This window comes from Fibrobacter sp. UBA2449 (genome assembly GCF_002342555.1).
Taxonomy (GTDB): Bacteria; Fibrobacterota; Fibrobacteria; order Fibrobacterales; family Fibrobacteraceae; genus Fibrobacter.
Map to the genome: position 1 here is coordinate 112631 of NZ_DDQF01000012.1, position 15642 is coordinate 128272.

12 protein-coding genes are annotated in these 15642 nt (G+C 57.8%); 11 read left to right on the forward strand and 1 reads right to left on the reverse strand.

The features are described 5' to 3' along the window. Nucleotides 1-2: 2 nt before the first annotated feature. On the forward strand, nucleotides 3-2723 hold the full coding sequence (locus tag B4B27_RS08180) for a helicase C-terminal domain-containing protein (protein ID WP_290725487.1): 2721 nt from the start codon (nucleotides 3-5) through the stop codon (nucleotides 2721-2723). Between the two features lie 84 nt (nucleotides 2724-2807). After that, nucleotides 2808-4688, forward strand: coding sequence for a hypothetical protein (locus B4B27_RS08185; RefSeq protein ID WP_290725489.1), 1881 nt, complete (start codon nucleotides 2808-2810; stop codon nucleotides 4686-4688). Between the two features lie 21 nt (nucleotides 4689-4709). Here B4B27_RS08185 and B4B27_RS08190 read toward each other — a convergent pair whose 3' ends face one another. Further along, nucleotides 4710-5183 (reverse strand): c-type cytochrome, encoded by a 474-nt coding sequence (locus B4B27_RS08190; protein WP_173365612.1) that lies wholly within the window; start codon nucleotides 5181-5183, stop codon nucleotides 4710-4712. A 122-nt stretch (nucleotides 5184-5305) separates the two neighbouring features. Here B4B27_RS08190 and B4B27_RS08195 point away from each other — a divergent pair, with 122 nt between their 5' ends. From B4B27_RS08195 to pyrF, 9 genes are all read left to right on the forward strand, one after another. Next, nucleotides 5306-6307: a GDSL-type esterase/lipase family protein gene (locus B4B27_RS08195; protein WP_290725494.1), complete on the forward strand. Its 1002-nt coding sequence runs from the start codon at nucleotides 5306-5308 to the stop codon at nucleotides 6305-6307. Nucleotides 6308-6366: 59 nt separating this feature from the next. Beyond that, nucleotides 6367-7698, forward strand: coding sequence for a GGDEF domain-containing protein (locus B4B27_RS08200; protein WP_173365610.1), 1332 nt, complete (start codon nucleotides 6367-6369; stop codon nucleotides 7696-7698). Between the two features lie 3 nt (nucleotides 7699-7701). Continuing rightward, nucleotides 7702-8073 (forward strand): hypothetical protein, encoded by a 372-nt coding sequence (locus B4B27_RS08205; protein WP_173381746.1) that lies wholly within the window; start codon nucleotides 7702-7704, stop codon nucleotides 8071-8073. Nucleotides 8074-8174: 101 nt separating this feature from the next. Further along, the gene (locus B4B27_RS08210; RefSeq protein ID WP_173381745.1) at nucleotides 8175-9011 is read left to right on the forward strand and encodes a TIGR02147 family protein; all 837 of its coding nucleotides are present in this window, start codon (nucleotides 8175-8177) and stop codon (nucleotides 9009-9011) included. After that, nucleotides 9008-10663: a hypothetical protein gene (locus tag B4B27_RS08215; RefSeq protein WP_173381744.1), complete on the forward strand. Its 1656-nt coding sequence runs from the start codon at nucleotides 9008-9010 to the stop codon at nucleotides 10661-10663. The genes B4B27_RS08210 and B4B27_RS08215 overlap by 4 nt, the downstream gene beginning before the upstream one ends. A 103-nt stretch (nucleotides 10664-10766) precedes the next feature. Continuing rightward, nucleotides 10767-11654: a polyprenyl synthetase family protein gene (locus B4B27_RS08220; protein ID WP_290725498.1), complete on the forward strand. Its 888-nt coding sequence runs from the start codon at nucleotides 10767-10769 to the stop codon at nucleotides 11652-11654. Next, nucleotides 11654-13525: a 1-deoxy-D-xylulose-5-phosphate synthase gene (dxs, locus tag B4B27_RS08225; protein ID WP_290725500.1), complete on the forward strand. Its 1872-nt coding sequence runs from the start codon at nucleotides 11654-11656 to the stop codon at nucleotides 13523-13525. The genes B4B27_RS08220 and dxs overlap by 1 nt, the downstream gene beginning before the upstream one ends. After that, the gene (locus tag B4B27_RS08230; protein WP_290725503.1) at nucleotides 13522-14754 is read left to right on the forward strand and encodes a TrmH family RNA methyltransferase; all 1233 of its coding nucleotides are present in this window, start codon (nucleotides 13522-13524) and stop codon (nucleotides 14752-14754) included. The genes dxs and B4B27_RS08230 overlap by 4 nt, the downstream gene beginning before the upstream one ends. Next, the gene (pyrF, locus tag B4B27_RS08235) at nucleotides 14754-15641 is read left to right on the forward strand and encodes an orotidine-5'-phosphate decarboxylase (protein WP_290725505.1); all 888 of its coding nucleotides are present in this window, start codon (nucleotides 14754-14756) and stop codon (nucleotides 15639-15641) included. Before B4B27_RS08230 ends, pyrF begins: the two co-directional genes overlap by 1 nt. Nucleotide 15642: the final 1 nt, after the last annotated feature.

The window sequence follows — 15642 nt, forward strand, 5'->3', positions numbered from 1 at the left end:
TAATGGACAAGATTCCCGCATTTGTCGCGGTCGATTTGGAAACGACCGGTCTGGAATTTGACAAGGACGAAATTATCGAGGTGGCTCTCGTCCGCTTCGAGAACGGGGAACCCGTGGACTCCCTGGATTGCCTGGTCAAGCCGGCATCTGCCGAACTTCGGCCCTTCATCGAATCCTTGACGGGTATTTCGCGTGCGGACCTGGAATCGGCGGAAGATTTTGCAAGCCTCGCCGGGAAAATCTGCTCGTTTGTCGGCGACCTGCCGCTCGTTGCGCACAATGCGAATTTCGATTCCAAATTCCTGAAGCAATCCATGAAGAAGGTGGGAATCGCCTTCGACAACGTCCGCGTTTGGGATTCGCTTACCTTGTCCAGAATCGCCTACCAGGATGTGCCCAACCATAGGCTCGACACGCTTACTCAGGAACTGGGAATCGAACGTAGCCGAGCCCACCGTGCGCTTCCCGATGCGGATGCCTGCGGAAAGCTGTTCGTGATGGCCTACGAAAAAATCAAGGGGATGGACCCGTGGCTGCTCGATGCGTTCGGGCGCATTGCCGAAGGTTCCGACTGGGAGATTTTATTCGAAAAGAAGACGGGAGAATTGCCCGAAGCCAAGTTCGCCATGGCGGAGGTCCCGTCGCAGGCGGGCTCGCTTCCGACCTGGAAAGCTCCTCGCGTGAGCGAATTCTTGAAGGAAGACGGTCTGCTTTCTCGCGTTGTCGAAGGATTCAAGCCGAGGCTGAACCAGCAGGACTACGCATCGTGCGTGGAACGCAATATGCACAAGGGCGGCCTCTGCGTGCTCGAAGCCCCGACGGGCTCGGGCAAGTCGCTTGCCTATCTCGTTTCTGCCGCGAACAAGGCGGTCACGGGCGAACGCGTGGTTATCAGCACGGCGACACATGCGCTGCAGAGCCAGCTGTGGAACAAGGACATTCCCTCGATCATGCCTCTCTACGAAGGCAATCTCGTGCCCGCGATCCTCAAGGGCCGCGACAATTACCTCTGTCTCCGCAAGCTTTCGGAAATCCTTTCTGCACCGGAAACGCTTCTGGCTCCCGATGAACGCGATTCCTTCATGGCGATCTTGCCGTGGGCCGTTTCGACCCGGAGCGGCGACGTGGGCGAATGTTCGTCGTTCAGCCATTCCCGCAATCGCGTGCTGTGGTCTAAGATTTCGAGCAGCGCCTCTTCGTGTAGCGGCGAAAAGTGCCCCTACTATTCGAAGTGCCCCGCGCTTGCCGCCAAGCGCCGTGCCATGGCGGCGAACCTTCTCCTGGTGAACCACTCGCTGTTCCTTGCGGACCTTTCTCTCGATTTCGCGCTGCTGCCTTCGTATGAACATGTGGTGTTCGACGAGGCGCACAAGCTTCCCGATGCTAGCAACCAGTGCTTTGGGAGGACGGTCTCCTTCTTTGGATTCAGGAATGTGGCCAAGACGCTTTTGCCGACGAAGGATGGCCAGGACGGGCTGCTCTCGGAAATCCGCTCGCGTATTCCCGAAGAGGATGCCGCGGCCCGTAGCGAGTGCGACCAGCTTACCGCCGATATTGCCGAGACGGAAAAGTGCCTGCATCGCTTCTTCATGAAGATCGGGAAAAAGCTCCAGAAGCAGAAAGCCGGAAGGGGAGGCTTTGTCTTTGCGAACGGGATCCTTGCCGAATACGAGGCGGACCCGAAATCCGTGCTGGACCAGTACGAAATTGCGAAGAGCCGTGCCGATTCCCTGTTCGGACTCGTTTCCGGAAATCCGCGTATGGAAGGCCTTGTGAAAGATGCCTCCGGCCGAATGGAAGAGCTCAAGCGTTTCATGGCCGATTTCGAATTCCTTGTGAAGGCTGGCCGTGGCGACTGGGTGTTCTACCTGGAAGAACCGTTCAATCCGCATACGCTCAAGATGCATGCCTATCCGCTCGATTCCGGCGATGTCTGGAAGTCCAAATTCTATCCGTGGGTAAAGTCTGCAACGTTCACGTCGGCGACGCTTGCCGTGCAGGGGGATCTCATGTATTTCTCGCAGCGCATGGGCCTTGTCGGCGCGGACCAGCCCAAGCGTCCGTTCCTCAAGGTGTTCAACGAACCGTTCAATAGCGATTCCAGACGCTCCGTGATGGTTGCGCGCTACTTGCCGAAGCCCTCGACTCCCGAATTCGGCGATGCGCTGAACGAGACTCTCGTGCAGGTGCTCCCCGAAGTGGAAGAGAACACGATGGTGCTGTTCACGAGCATTTCCGCGATGATGAAGGCGCAGGCGGCGCTCGCTCCCGTTTTTGCGGCGAAGGGCAAACTCCTGTTGTGCCAGCACGTGGATGGCGCTCTCGACGGTCTCGTGGCGATGTTCCGCAAGTCGCGCGGCGCGTGCCTTCTCGGCTGCCAGAGCCTGTGGGAAGGTGTCGACTTCCCGGGCGATGCGCTCAAGCTTTTGGTCATTACGAAACTTCCGTTCCCGAATCCGTCGGAACCGCTGGTCGCGGGAATCTCCGCCGACCTGAAGGCGAAGGGCGAGAACGTGTTCAAGAGCTACTACATTCCCGAGGCGTACATGGAACTGCGTCAGGGCCTGGGCAGGCTTTTGCGCACGGAAAACGATTCGGGCAAGGTGCTTGTTCTCGACAACCGTGTAGTGACCGAGGCTTACGGCAAGACGTTCGCTCGCATTTGGAACATGAAGCACGCTACCGCGAATACTGTCGACGACGTGAAGAAGTTCGTTTCTTGACACCCCTCGCCATATTTTCTAAATTTGCGTCCCCCTGAATGTTGTGTTTGGGAAGGGGTGTTCCTTTGATGTTTAGGTTTTTTGATGCTAGATCTCTTTAGTTATTTCGATGGCATGTCCAAGTCGCTGCTCCGCGATGTCCATGCGAAGGCGTATGGGAAAAAGGGGCTTCTGAACAATGCGCTCATCCAGTCCGAGGTGATGTCGTTCTTTAGCGACAAGAACCGCGCTGTCGAAAAATTTGCCGCGATGGAACCGTGGCAGCGTCGCGTACTGAACCTGATTTACCACAGCGTCTCTAGGGGCCTTACCTACAATGAGCTCCGCCTGACGGTCCACGTGAGCAAGGAGAAGGAACTGAGAAAGTTCCTGCTTGCGATGTGCAGGGACTTCCTGATTTGGAGGTCGAATTCTACGGGTGCGGCCGTATACCAGGGCTTCAGCGATTTTTCGAGGTGCTTCGAGATAAAGGCGGACGAACCGGCCGGGCTCGACCGCAATCTTGTCGATTACGGGAACCTGCTGAACTGGCACATTTGCATGGTGCTCTCGCTTGCCAAAAAGGGTGAGCTGCGGGTGAACACCAACGGTACGCTCCACAGGAGGAGCTTCCAGATTTGCACGAGCGCGTTTACGGCTGCATCCAAGATTTCGGAAAAGGCCGCCGAGAACGAGCTTTCGCTCATCTTCAATTTCCTCACGCAGAACGACTGGCTCGAACAGGAGAACTCCCTCCTGTACCCCTCCGAGAAGGCGACCGAGTTCCTGAAGACGAGTGGATTCCGCCTCCGTCAGTATGTCCTGTCGTGGTGGCTGAACGTGCGCTTCCGCGGCGATGCCGTGCATTGCAGGCAGCTGCTGAACGAGCTTGCCAAGGGAAGGAGCGTGTCCGAGGCGGCGTACCTCTTCTGGGTCATGGACCCCTCCTACCGGGTCCTCGAGTCGAGCAAGCACCTGGCCTGGGATTTCTTGCCGCGTCCGCTCCGTGAACTCTGGCTTCTCGGGCTCGTGAAGTTCCAGTTCCAGTCGGGCAAGGTCTCGGCCGTTGTGGTAAGCGGTGCGGGGAAGGAATGGATGGAAACGTCCGTCGTCCCGCAGCCCGAAGGGAATGTCTCGATGTTGCCGAACTTCGACATGGTCGTATCTACGGACACTTCGCCCTACCTGCTGTTCCTTGTCTCGTGCCTCTCCCGCGTAAAGAACGACGAATCCTTCCTCTGCTTCAACATCGACAAGGAAGGCTACCTCGCGGGGCTGAAGAGCGGCATATACGAATCCGAGATGGAGCAGTTCTTCAACTGGATCAAGCCGCCCGAGAACGTGCTCTCGACTTTCCGGGAATGGAACTCCTCGTTCTATGGCGCCCGTGTGAGTACGGTCCGGCTGCTGAAGATTGACGACCTGAAGATCCTGTCGGAACTGGCCAGGTTCCCACATTTCATGGAATGTACGGAAGAATACATCCCGGGCTACGGTTTTATCTTGAACCCGAAACTCGAACACAAGGCTTTTGAAATCCTCGAGAGTTTCGGTTACTGTCCGTTCGTGGATCTGTCCGCGAAGGTTCGCGACCGCGCGCCTACGGAAGAATGGCGCAAGGATTTCACCATCGCCTGGCCCGAGGCGGGCAAGCCCGACTACGAACTCAAGGACGATATCGACGAGGCGTCTATCCAGTCCGCGCTCAATTCGACCAAGTACGGAAGCGTCTACCAGAAACTGGATACGTTCGACCTGGTGAAGGTGCTCCGCTATGCGAAGATGGCGGGGACGTTCCTGGCCGCAAAGGTCAAGGATCCTGCCAAGCGTGCGGAAAAGGAACGCGAGATTGTCTTCTCCGTCCATGCGCTGCACCTTGCAAGGGCGCCGCTCAATGTCGACATCCAGGAGCGCGGAGTCGAATCCATGCTTCCGCTTCCGCTTTCGTTTATCCAGGAAATCAAGGTCCTGCAGAAGAATATCTAGGCCCCCGCGGCGCCTCCTGCGCTAGGGAAGCGTCTGCGCGTAGCCCGCGATGTCCTTCATCTCGTCGAGCGAAATCTCGTCGTAGTAGGCTTCCATGTTGCGCTCTTCGTCGCCGAAGTTCATCTGGTACCAGAACGTGGGCATGTCCTCGCGTGCGCGCTCCCCTATGTAGGTGGGCTTCCCGGAGGGATTCACGTTTACGCGCCTGCCGTCTTCGCCGTGGCATGGCCTGCAGTTCTGGTAAAAGAGCTTTGCGCCGCGCTTGAGGTTTGCTCCCTTTATCTTGCCGTTCTTGTCGAGCAGCTTGTACACGAGGTACGCCATGCGCGCATCCTCGCGGGTGAGGGTGTCCCCGGGGGACCCGGGGGCGGGCGCCTCCACCTGGGGGGCGCCGGCGCCTTCCGGCGCAGCCTCGCCCGCGGCGGCAAGGCCCGAGAGCAGCCCGTAGAAGGTGGCCGCCGCGATGAAAACATATGCATTTCTGCGCTTTTGCATGTAGAGAATATATAAAACGCCCAGGCTCTGGGGCTGAACTTGCTACTTTGTCCCCCATGAATGTGAAGTTGTTTTTGCCGACGGCCCTTTTTGTGTCCGTCCTTGCCTATGGAGGGCAATCCATGTCCATGCCCAAAGAAGAGTCCCTGCTTTTGCAGGGGCGGTGGAGTGTCAGTGAAGAATGCCTTTGTGCGAGTGCCCCCGCGGCATCGGTCTCCTTCAACGCGACGGCATCCGAAGTTTCGTTCGACATCGAGGGCGAGGCCCGGTTCCTTTTCGAAATCGACGGCAAGGCGGTGAAATACGAGACGGTGAACGACCGCAGGAAACTTTCCTTCAAGGCCCCGAAAGACAAGGCTTCCCACACCTACCGCCTCGTCAAGGTCAGTGAATCCAATCCGGGCAAGATCTGCATCCGCGGCATCGAACTCGGGAAGGGCGGTTCCTTCGGGCCGAAACCGAAGTCCTGGAACCGACGCATCGAATTTATCGGCGATTCCTTTACGGTCGGCTACGGGGTCGAGGGCAAGGGGCCGGAAGACGGCACGCCCTTCGAGAAGACGAACGCGAGCAAGAGCTACGCCTTCCTGCTTGCCGAAGGCTACAAGGCCGATTACCAGGTAAACGCCGTGAGCGGTCGCGGGCTCGTGCGCAACTATGCGAATATCGTCCCCGAGTGGACGCTCGAGAATTTGTACGAATACACGATGATGGGCACCCCCGAGCAGGAAAAGGATGCCGAGCGCTGGGATTTTGGCCGGTTCCATCCGCAGGTCGTGGTCGTGTTCGTGGGCATCAACGATTTCCAGGGCGAGCCCCCGTATGCGGACGTGGGCAAGTTCAAGGAAGCGTATGCGAAACTGCTGGATAAGCTCCGCGCCCTGCATCCCGGCGTGAAGTTCCTGCTCGTCGCGACGAAGACGTGGCCGAATGACGACCTGGGCGGCGTTGTCGAGAGCATCTACAATGACCAGGTGGCCGCGGGGAAGAACGATATTGTGTATAAGTTTGTTTACACCGAGAATACCGCCTTGCACGGTCACCCGAGCGAAATGTCGCAAAAGGAGCTCGCGAACACTCTCAGACCCCTTGTCGGGCGCCTTGGCGGGTGGCTTTCGCGGTAGCGGGCTGGTTTAGGAATCCGTAATATGTTATTTTTGGAGGTATATCGGTAGGAAGGAACATGTCGAGAATCATGGAGAAAATATACGCCCTATTCAGGATGAACATCCTGATTTTCGTCCTATTGGCTGCGACGGTCATTGCGCTGTTCGCATACAAGAACGGTTTGGACGATATTACGTTCCTGAACCTTTCTGATTACGCCTACGTGATTCCCGAGACGGACAGCGCGGACGGGGGTGCTTCCGCGGTCGCCCTTACCCGTACGGATTCTTCCATCATTGTCGACTACGAACTCAAGGAAGGCTACGCCTACCCGTATGCGGGCGTGAAGATCCTCCTGGGCGACGGCAAGACCAAGGGCCGCGACTTCTCCAAATACGACAGCATCTTCGTGTGGATCAAGCCCCGTGGCGAGGGAACGGTCCGCCTCTACCTGCGCGGCTACGATGCCGACTTCTACCGCGAGGGCGACGAAGGCTCGCTCAAGTTCAACGAAATCGAGTTCTTCCCGCTCGAAGAGACTTATCCCGCCGTGTTCGTCCCGCAGGAATTCCGCGTGGCGTCCTGGTGGGTCGCCCAGAACGAAATCAACGTCCACAAGGCGCGCGTCGACCTCTCGAACATCCCGCTTATCGAAATCCAGACGGGCACGAACGCCCCGCTCGGCTACGGCACGCTCGAAATCCGCGGACTCTGCTTCAAGGGCAAGAAGATCCCGTGGGCCGACCTCGTGACCATCATCGTCGCGGTCTGGTTCGTCACCTTCCTTATCATCCTCGTCATCCGCTTCTTCGACTACAACCGCGAGCGCGCCGCGAACAAGAAGCGCCAGGAAGAACTGGAGCGCTACCTCGAGGCTCTCGAAATCGAGAAGAGCGAATACGAGAAGTCCAGCCGCACCGACCCGCTTACTGGCTGCCTCAACCGCGCCGGTTTCGGCAGTGTGCTCCTGCGCGAACAGGAAAACCTCAACAAGAACGGTTCCTCCGTCTCGTTCGTGATGCTCGATATCGACCATTTCAAGGAAGTGAACGACACCTACGGCCACAGCGTGGGCGACGAGGTGCTCGTGAACCTCTCGAAGCTCATCCAGGGCAAGATCCGCAACAGCGACAGCCTGGTGCGCTGGGGAGGCGAGGAATTCGTCATCCTCTGTGGCGACACTCCCATCCAGAACGCGCAGTTCCTGGCCGAGAAGCTCCGTATCGCCATCGAGAAGGCCCAGCTCATCAAGCAGCAGACCATTACGTGCTCGTTCGGCATTGCGGAGATGATTCCGGGCGAAGATCCCAAGAAACTGTTCGAACGCGCCGACAAGGCCCTCTATGCCTCCAAGGAAGGCGGCCGCAACCGCGTGACGAGCGCGACCTACAAGCGCCAGAACCGATAGCCTATGCGCACGCGTCTTTCCTTTGCCCTTGCGGCGTTGTCGCTTCTGCTCGCCTCGTGCGCACACAAGGAGCCGGAGGTCGATTTCAAGCCTATCCAGCTGTCGTGGAACGCCCTCTCCGAGGAGGCCGAGAACCACCCGGAAAAGGACGCCTGTGTGATTGCCGTCACCGCAAAAATGATGCGCGAGAGGGCGGTCCTGGACTCGAAGTCCGAGGTGCTGGACTACCTGGTGAACTACGATCTTAAGGGCGGTATCCTCGAATTTGAGGGTTTTTGCGGGGTTTCGGCTTCCCGTGAATCCCCGGAGTGCCGCTGGACGGCCTCATGTCCTAGCGCCGAAAATGTCGTTGTAAAATTTCACAACGGAGACTAGCCCCTAATACTACCTTTTTGGCTTGCGCTGTTTTATTTTTAATCTGTTAGCCCACAAGACTTTGCGGGCCACCCCGAGGGGTGATTCCAGAGGATATTTTTGTGAAGCCGATTTTTGAATATACAGACTACCGCGAATGGATCCGTGACGCATTTGACGACTTCAAGCAGCGCAAGAGCGTCATCTCCTGGCGTTACATGGCGATGAAGCTCGGGGCGGACCCGGGCAACCTTTTACGCGTGTCCCAGGGAAAGATCCACCTCACGCTCTCTCTCGTGAAGCCCATGGCCGAATTCTTCGGGCTCGACGAGAAGGAGACCGCCTACTGGACCGAACTTGTTTGCTTCGGCCGCGCGAAGACGGATGCCGAGGCGCTGAACCATTACGAGAAGATGCAGATCCTGAAGGGGATCCCCCTCAAGAGGCTTGCGAAGAAGGAGCTTGAGTTCTACCGCAACTGGTATTGCAACGCCATCCGCTCGATTATCGGCATCTGCAAGTTCAAGGACGACTTCGAGGGCCTGGCGGAGAGCTGTACGCCCCCGATTACGGTGGAAGAAGCCAAGAGTGCCGTAAAACTTTTGTATGATTTAAACATGATTTCGAGGGATAGGGATGGATACTGGAAGGTGAACGACACCTTCGTGAGTACCGGTGGGAACTGGCGCTCCGAAGCCGTGCGTACTTTCCAGAAGGAAACCATCCGCCTTGGCGGCGAATCCCTCGAACGCCATGCGCCTCCCCTCAGGGACATTAGCACGGTGACGATGACGTTCAACATGGACGACATCGCGCTCATCCGCGAAAAGATCAAGGAGTTCCGCAGCGAGCTTCTGCGCATGTCGCAGGAAGGCGATGGCGACGATACGGTCTTCCAGCTGAATGTCCAGCTGTTCCCGATTGGATTTGCGAAGAAACTACAGGAGAAGGAAAAATGAAAAAGTTGCTTCTTCTAATGCCGATCGCCCTTATGGGGTGGTTCTGTTCTTCCGCGCCCGATGAATTTACGAAAGGTCCCGGCAGCGAGACGACGAACGGACTTGCGCTTATCGACGGCAAGCCTGCTTCCTATGCGTCTGTCGCGCTCCGGAAGGTCAACTTCCGCGCTTCGCAGGCAGTCGAGGAGAACGCCCTCGTGGTGGCCGACGGCTATGCAGACGAGAAGGGCGCCTTCGAGGTGAAGATTCCCGAGGAAGGCGAGTACCGCTTGACGGTGGTCCATCCGGATGGAGTCGCGTTCTCCAAGGTCGTGACCCGCGCCGATTTCAGTGAATCGAACGACAAGGCTTCCCCCGACACGGTGAACCTCCTCGCGACCGCCCTGATGGCTGGAGTCGTGGATGTTCCCGAAGGCAGTTCCAATGTCTGGGTGGGCGTGCTCGGTACCGACGTGCTCGTGAAGACCGATTCGAACGGCTGGTTCGCGTTGTCCGCGCTCCCGGCGAACGATTCGCTGCACCTCTATTTCGTTGACGGGGACTACGACAAGACCCTGGACGAAAAGACCTTGTACCTGAAGCCCCGCGAATCCGTGCTGAAGGATTATCGCGCTCCCGATCCCGATGAAGGGAAAATCGTCGCGCTCCTGAAGGACGGTACTCCCGCTGCCTATGCGACGGTCGCCCTCCGTGCCGCGGATGCGATGGCCGAAGAATTCGCCGTCCAGAGCATGGTGGTGGATTCGGATGTCCGCACCGATGCGAACGGCAAGTTCACTATGGAATGGCCCAAGAAGGGTGATTTCCGACTGACGGTCGTTTCGGATGGCTTCGCGTTCTCGAAAGTCTTCGATGCGGAAGATCTTCCCGATCTCGACACTATCAGGCTTTCTGCAACCGCTTCCATTTCGAGCAAGGTAACGCTCCGCTCTACGACTGATTTCCTGTGGGTGGGCGTGCGTGGCCTCGACATGCTTGTGAAGACTAACGATGTGGGTGCCTACGTACTCCCGAACGTGCCTGCCGACGATTCGCTTTCCATCTACTTCGTCGCATCCGACAGCCTGAACAGCCTCTACACGGAATGGAAGACCTCCGTCGAACCCAGCAGTACGCAGTTCCTGAACCCGGTGAAGGTGCTGCAGGATTTCGAGAAGGATGGCGAAGGCTGGTACCTGAATATCGACCTCCTCAAGAAGGGTACCGAAATCAAGCCGGCCAACAATGTGGCGGAAGGTATCGTCTACGATTCGACCCGCAAGTCGAAGGTGTTCCACGGTACATACAAGCTTGCCAACGACGATTACGCATGGGCCCTTGTCGGAACGTCTTTCGAACACTACATGAATCTCTCCGAAATCGATTCCGTGGTGTTCTACGCGAAGGGCAACGGCAACATCAGGCTTTCGCTCGAGAACTATATCGATGATAGCAAGAACCTGAAGGCCGCGACTGAATGGATCCCGCTCTCCAAGGACTGGAAGCGCATCAGCGTGAACCCGGCGGAACTCTGCGTGGGTGCCGCGGCAACGGAAACTTGCTTCACCTCGTGGAGCGGCGTCAAGAGCTGGGTCAAGCAGTTCCACATCTTCGTGCAGGACGGTTCCGAGTTCTACATCGACGACGTGATTCTCTACGGCGCACTGTTCTAACGCACATGAAAATGTCCGAAAAGCCCCTGCTGGGGGCTTTTTTAATTGATATTTGAACACTGCCGCCATTGTTTGTAAACGCGAATTTAAGTATCTTTGGATTATGGAAAATCTTGAAAAAGAATCTGCTATAGCGCAGGACTATCTTGCCCGTATTGCCAAGGAAGCGGAAGCGAAATTTGACGAACACCTTCCCCCCGTAAGTGACCGCCCGTGCCGCCTGCACGAGGCTATGCGTTATTCCATGTTTGCTGGTGGGAAACGCTTGCGTCCGGGCCTTGCAAAGGCGACGTTCGACATGTTCGGCGGCAAGGGCGACAAGATCTGGCTTGCGACATCTGCGCTCGAGATGCTCCACACGTTCAGTCTTATCCACGACGACCTCCCTTGCATTGATAACGACGACTACCGCCGTGGCAAGCTTACGAACCACAAGAAGTTCGGGGAGGCGACTGCCGTAATGGCGGGTGACGCCCTGTGCGTGCAGGCTTTCGAACTGATGGGCAAGACGGGCGATGCCCAGGCGATAGAGCTGCTGGCCCACCTGCTTGGCACCTACGGCATGATCGGCGGCGAGATGACCGATATCGAATGCGAAGGCAAGACGGTCGACCTCGAAATTGTGGACTACATCCATTACCACAAGACGGCAGCCCTTATCGAGGCTTCGCTCCAGGTGGGCGCGATGCTGGCTGGCGCCGACAAGAAATCTATCGAAGCTATCCGCGATTACGGACGCTCCATCGGGCTTGCCTTCCAGATTGTGGACGACATCCTGGACATTGTTTCTACGACCGAGGAACTGGGCAAGGATGCCGGTTCCGACATCGAGAAGGGCAAGGCGACTTATCCTTCGCTGGTCGGACTCGAAAAGTCCCGCGAGCGTGCGCACGAACTCTACGAAGAATCTCTCCTTGCCTTGGATAGGTTGGACTGCGACACTTCCATCCTCCGCGCGATTGCCGCCTTCATCATTACACGGGTTAAGTAATGGAATTGAAAGACGTAAAGTCTCCCGAGGACATCAAGCACTGCTCCTTGGACGAATTGAACCGGCTTGCATCGCAGGTCCGCGAAACCATCATCGGGCAGGTCTCGAAGCATGGCGGGCATCTTGCGTCTAGCCTTGGCGTCGTGGAACTCACGCTTGCGCTCCATTACGTGTTCAACGCCCCGGACGACAAGATTATCTGGGACGTGGGACACCAGGCTTACGTGCACAAGCTTCTGACGGGTCGCTACGACCGGTTCGACACGCTCCGTCAACAGGGCGGCATCTCCGGGTTCTTGAAGCGCTGCGAAAGCGAATACGACTGCTTTGGCGCGGGGCATGCTACCACCTCGATTTCTGCGGCGCTCGGTTTTGCGGTTGCCCGTAACCATTTCAACCGCAAGAACAACGTGGTGGCGGTCATTGGTGACGGCTCCATGACTGGCGGTATGGCCTACGAGGCCCTGAACAATGCGGGCGTCTCGAAGCAGAACATGACCATCATCTTGAACGACAACAAGATGAGCATCGCGCCGAACGTGGGCGGGTTCAGCAAGTACCTGAACCGCGTTATATCGGACCCGGTCTACAACAAGATGCGTTCGGACCTGGACCGCCTGATGAAGAGGCTTCCGGGTGTGCTCGGCAGCCGTTTCCGTGATTTGTTCCTGCAGGTGGAAACGGCCGCGAAGAATGCGGTGAAGCCCGGAACGTTCTTCGAGGACCTGGGCGTCCGCTACTTTGGCCCGATCGACGGCCACGACATTAACGAACTTATCATGATCCTTCAGAGGGTCAAGAACCAGCCCGGTCCCTGCATTGTGCACGTGCTTACCGAGAAGGGCCGCGGCCTCAACGCTGCCGAGAAGAATCCGACGAAGTTCCACGGTACGGGCCCGTTCGATCCCGAGAGCGGACTTCCGCTTTCGCCGGGCAGCCCGAATCCCTCGCTGACAAGCGTGTTCGGCAAGACGCTTTTGGAACTTGCGAAGAAGGACGACCGCATCATGGGCATTACGGCCGCGATGCCGACCGGCTGCGGCATGGATATTGTCGCGAAGGAACTGCCCGACCGTGTCATCGATGTGGGCATCGCCGAAGAGCATGCGGTTACTTTTGCCGCGGGGCTCGCCTGCGATGGCGTTGTTCCCGTCGTGGCAATTTATTCGAGCTTCATGCAGCGCGCCTACGACCAGATTATGCACGACGTGGCGCTCCAGAATCTGCATGTCGTTTTCGTCCTTGACCGCGCAGGGCTTGTCGGAGCCGACGGCCCCACGCACCATGGCGCATTCGACCTTTCGTTCCTGCGTACCGTTCCTGGCCTTACCATCATGGCTCCGAGCGACGAGAACGAGCTCCGCGACATGATAACGGCCTCCATCGACATGGAAGGCCCGGTTGCCATCCGCTATCCGCGTGGCACGGCGCTTGCCGAATCCCTTGCCCCGGTAAGCGACAAGCCTTTTGACGCGAAACTCCCGAAGGTCATCGAGCAGGGGAAGGATATCTTGCTGCTCGGTGCGGGATTCATGACAAACGAACTCAAGAAGACGGCAGAAATCCTGAAGCAGAACGGATACAGCCCGACGCTCGTGGATGCACGCCTTATAAAGCCGCTCGATACGCAATCTTATCGGGGCCTGTTCGAAAACCACAAGGTCATCGTCACGCTCGAGGACAATACCCGAATCGGCGGCTACGGTTCTGCCGTGTCGGACCTGCTCGAGGATCTCGGCTATACGGACAAGAAGGTGTTCCGCTTTGGCTTGCCGGATCGTTTTGTGGAACAGGGCGAAATCAAGGAATTGTATAAACTACTTAAAATCGATGGCGAATCTGTCGCCAGACAGCTGATGGAAAAATTATGAGCGAAGAAAACAAGCGCACAGTGAGAACGACTTTGAACCGCAAGTTCGGAGTTAGCGAAAAAAGAGACGAACGTCGCCCCCGCCGCGACGACGATTCCCGCACGGATGCCGGCGACCGCCCGTTCCGCAGGGAAGACCGCCCTGTATTCAAGGGCTCCGACCGTCCGGGATTCCGAGGCGACCGCCCGCGCGGTTTGCGCGAAGACGGACGCCGCCGTGAAGATGGCGAAGGCCGCTTCAGCCGCGAACGCCGTCCCCGCAGCTTCGGGGATCGCCCCTTCAAGAAGCGCTTCGACCGCGACTCCCGTCCGTTCCGCGCTTCTGGCGACATGGGTGCTCCCGTGTACCGTCAGCGTCCCGAACAGAAGGCCGAACTTGTCGACGAGAATATCGACGAATCCGTATTGGAGACTCGCGCCACCCAGGCGGAACAGACTGCGTCTTCCGAGGCGAATCCGCCCTGGTTCCGCAAGCTCCTGGCCATTACGACCGAGAAGGGCCGCGAACGCGAAGGCCGCTTCCTTGGCGAAGGCGTGCATGTCGTTGATGAACTTGTCTCCCGTCATCGCGAAATTGTGATTGCCGTGTATGTCGTCGAAGGATTCGAGGACGAGAACCTCATCGAAAAAATCAACGACGCCGAAGTCACGCTCCACGTGCTCACGCCGGAACAGATGAAACAGCTTTCCTCGACGGTTACTCCGCAGGGGATTATCGCCCATTGCCGCATCGCGAACACCAAGCCCGTCTACGAGGCGAGCCGCAGCGTGCTCACGCTCGTTGACGCCGTGCAGGATCCGGGCAACCTCGGGACGCTTTTCCGTACGAGTCTCGGTTTCGGTTCCAACGGCATGGTGCTCGGCCGCGGTACGGTGAGCCCGTTCAACCCGAAGGTGGTCCGCGGCTCCTCGGGCACGTTCCTGCGTGTTCCCTTCGAATTCGATATCGACCTCGTGGACCACATCAACTTTCTGCGCAGCAAGGGCTATACCATCATTGCGACGGACCTGCACGCAAAGCAGAGCCTGAAGGAAATTCCGAAGCACAAGCTCCGCAAGATGGCCTTCCTCGTGGGGAACGAGGGCGCAGGCACCAATCCGTATTTCATCGAGCTTGCCGACGAGACGGTGAAGATCCCGATGAGCAGCGAACTTGAATCCTTGAATGTTTCCGTGGCGCACGGAATCCTCAGCTACGAAGCCGCGCAGATTCAGGAGGAACTCAAGTAATGGCGAATTTCCACGAACTTCTCGAACAGAGAATCGCGAAGTGCGGGAACCCGGTATGCCTTGGCATGGACCCGGTCTTGAAGCTTATCCCGCTCGAAGGCAGCGCCGAAGAGAAAATCAAGCGCTTCTATTCCGACATTCTGGAATGCGCATTGCGCCGTAACGTGCAGCCCGCCGTGGTGAAACCCAACAGCGCCTACTACGAATGCGTGAGCGTGCAGGCGATGCTTGTGCTGCAGCAGCTGATTGCCGACTACAGGAGCGCGGGCATTCCCGTTATTCTGGATGCAAAGCGCGGCGACATCGGCAAGTCGAGTGCCGCGTATGCGACTGCCGCCTACGACGTGTACAAGGCAGATGCCGTGACGGTTTCGCCGTGGATGGGTGCCGATTCTGTCGGCCCGTTCATCCGCGAGAACTCCGAGAACGGCGCCTACGTGCTGCTCCGCACGAGCAACAAGGGTGCTCACGATTTCCAGGACATGACGGTCGTCCGCAGCGATGACCCGCGCGACAATGCGCAGGCGTTCTACTCCGTTGCTGACAAGATTATGGAATGGGACGGAAGTCTCGGGTACCTGGGTGCAGTCGTCGGTGCGACGCATCCCGAGGAACTCGAACAGATTACCGCCTACACGGTCGCGAAGAAGCACGAAATCCCGTTCCTGATTCCGGGCGTCTCGATTCCGGGAGTGCCGGGAGGACAGGGCGGCGACGCGAAGACCGTGCTTACCGCAATCGCGAACGGCGGCGGCAAGCGCAAGTTCCACGTGCTCAACAGTTCTAGCGGTCTCAATTTCGCATGGCAGCGCAACAACACGCCGGCGAATTTCGCGAACGACTGTATCGACGCTCTCGAAAAACTGGCAGAGGCCTGCGCACTGTAGG

Coding starts and splice junctions, on each gene's coding strand:
- B4B27_RS08205 (WP_173381746.1), top strand. CDS start 7,702: ATGCGCACGCGTCTTTCCTTTGCCCTTGCGGCGTTGTCGCTTCTGCTC.
- B4B27_RS08180 (WP_290725487.1), top strand. CDS start 3: ATGGACAAGATTCCCGCATTTGTCGCGGTCGATTTGGAAACGACCGGT.
- B4B27_RS08220 (WP_290725498.1), top strand. CDS start 10,767: ATGGAAAATCTTGAAAAAGAATCTGCTATAGCGCAGGACTATCTTGCC.
- pyrF (WP_290725505.1), top strand. CDS start 14,754: ATGGCGAATTTCCACGAACTTCTCGAACAGAGAATCGCGAAGTGCGGG.
- B4B27_RS08215 (WP_173381744.1), top strand. CDS start 9,008: ATGAAAAAGTTGCTTCTTCTAATGCCGATCGCCCTTATGGGGTGGTTC.
- B4B27_RS08185 (WP_290725489.1), top strand. CDS start 2,808: ATGCTAGATCTCTTTAGTTATTTCGATGGCATGTCCAAGTCGCTGCTC.
- B4B27_RS08230 (WP_290725503.1), top strand. CDS start 13,522: ATGAGCGAAGAAAACAAGCGCACAGTGAGAACGACTTTGAACCGCAAG.
- B4B27_RS08190 (WP_173365612.1), bottom strand. CDS start 5,183: ATGCAAAAGCGCAGAAATGCATATGTTTTCATCGCGGCGGCCACCTTC.
- B4B27_RS08200 (WP_173365610.1), top strand. CDS start 6,367: ATGTCGAGAATCATGGAGAAAATATACGCCCTATTCAGGATGAACATC.
- dxs (WP_290725500.1), top strand. CDS start 11,654: ATGGAATTGAAAGACGTAAAGTCTCCCGAGGACATCAAGCACTGCTCC.
- B4B27_RS08195 (WP_290725494.1), top strand. CDS start 5,306: ATGTCCATGCCCAAAGAAGAGTCCCTGCTTTTGCAGGGGCGGTGGAGT.